Genomic DNA, 2,245 nt, shown 5'->3' on the forward strand with positions numbered 1-2,245 from the left:
GCCACACAAGTGAACTTGACAAAATAAACACAAAAAAGAAATCACACAAACACACACAACACACCACACAAAAGCGCAGCCTGCCATGAGTGTTTAATGCTCGCGTCCACTATACAGTTCTCACACAACACCCCAACCACAAACCAGCACACACAAACCATGCACACCAGCAAAATGGTCAGGCACCAAAAAAGGGGATAATGCCCCAGACACCCAACAATGCACCAACATACAAACAAATACTTTTTTCAAACTGTGCACGAGACTGTGTGTCACAAAGCGCCATTCAAACACTCGGTCTTTGTCTTAAAGGTGTATCTTCCACCCGGAAATTTTCAAACAAACAACGTTGGCAGCATGACACTCGCACACTCAACCAACACCCACCACAAAGTGGCAGGACAAGGCACAACTGTGCCCAAATAATAAAGCTCCTTAGAAAGGAGGTGATCCACCCGCACCTTCCGGTACGGGTACCTTGTTACGACTTCGTCCCAATCGCCGATCCCACCTTCGACGGCTCCCTAACAAGTTTGGGCCACCGGCTTCGGGTGTTACCAACTTTCATGACGTGACGGGCGGTGTGTACAAGGCCCGGGAACGTATTCACCGCAGCGTTGCTGATCTGCGATTACTAGCGACTCCGACTTCATGGGGTCGAGTTGCAGACCCCAATCCGAACTAAGGCCGGCTTTCAGCGATTCGCTCCACCTCACAGTGTCGCTGCGCGTTGTACCGACCATTGTAGCATGTGTGAAGCCCTGGACATAAGGGGCATGATGATTTGACGTCATCCCCACCTTCCTCCGAGTTGACCCCGGCAGTCTCTCATGAGTCCCCAACCAAATGCTGGCAACATAAGACAAGGGTTGCGCTCGTTGCGGGACTTAACCCAACATCTCACGACACGAGCTGACGACAACCATGCACCACCTGTACACCAGCCACAAAGGGAAAGACTATCTCTAGCCCGATCCGGTGTATGTCAAGCCCAGGTAAGGTTCTTCGCGTTGCATCGAATTAATCCACATGCTCCGCCGCTTGTGCGGGCCCCCGTCAATTCCTTTGAGTTTTAGCCTTGCGGCCGTACTCCCCAGGCGGGGCGCTTAATGCGTTAGCTACGGCACGAAAGTCGTGAAAAGACCCTCACACCTAGCGCCCACCGTTTACGGCATGGACTACCAGGGTATCTAATCCTGTTCGCTACCCATGCTTTCGCTCCTCAGCGTCAGTAACTGCCCAGTAACCTGCCTTCGCCATCGGTGTTCCTCCTGATATCTGCGCATTTCACCGCTACACCAGGAATTCCAGTTACCCCTACAGTACTCAAGTTATGCCCGTATCGCCTGCACGCCCGGAGTTAAGCCCCGGAATTTCACAGACGACGCGACAAACCACCTACGAGCCCTTTACGCCCAGTAATTCCGGACAACGCTCGCACCCTACGTATTACCGCGGCTGCTGGCACGTAGTTAGCCGGTGCTTCTTATCTAGGTACCGTCACAAAAAGCTTCGTCCCTAGCGAAAGGAGTTTACAACCCGAAGGCCGTCATCCCCCACGCGGCGTCGCTGCATCAGGCTTGCGCCCATTGTGCAATATTCCCCACTGCTGCCTCCCGTAGGAGTCTGGGCCGTATCTCAGTCCCAATGTGGCCGTCCACCCTCTCAGGCCGGCTACCCGTCGCCGCCTTGGTAGGCCATTACCCCACCAACAAGCTGATAGGCCGCGAGCTCATCCTACACCGAAAAAACTTTCCAACCATCACACTAAAAATGGCTCCTATCCGGTATTAGACCCAGTTTCCCAGGCTTATCCCGAAGTGCAGGGCAGATCACCCACGTGTTACTCACCCGTTCGCCACTCGAGTACCCTGCAAGCAGGGCCTTTCCGTTCGACTTGCATGTGTTAAGCACGCCGCCAGCGTTCGTCCTGAGCCAGGATCAAACTCTCCACAAAAAAATTTCAGAACAAATCCGAAACAGGCCGTGAAAAGCCCGAAACCCAACAAAAGAACAAACCACCACAAACCACACAAAATGCAGCTCATGCTGGCGTCCAAAAAATTACTACAAAGAAAAAATAAACAGTCCCCTCAACCCGACGGGGTCAAAATAAGAGGAAACCAAAAAAGGTAAACACAATCACATGCCAACCAATCCATCTCAATGCAGCCGAAACACCAAACAGCATTCAAAAAGGTACGTGTTCCACATACCCAACCGGCACACACCAACCAACAAACCA

1 rRNA gene is annotated in these 2,245 nt (G+C 52.3%); it reads right to left on the reverse strand.

Features of this window, described 5'->3' with window-relative positions:
- Nucleotides 1-439: 439 nt before the first annotated feature.
- Nucleotides 440-1,957: ribosomal RNA gene (locus MHK04_RS12105) — 16S ribosomal RNA — on the reverse strand.
- Nucleotides 1,958-2,245 lie beyond the last annotated feature (288 nt).

Origin of the sequence: Corynebacterium nasorum (assembly GCF_022345765.1) — a bacterium.
In the GTDB taxonomy this organism is placed as follows: Bacteria; Actinomycetota; Actinomycetes; order Mycobacteriales; family Mycobacteriaceae; genus Corynebacterium; species Corynebacterium kefirresidentii.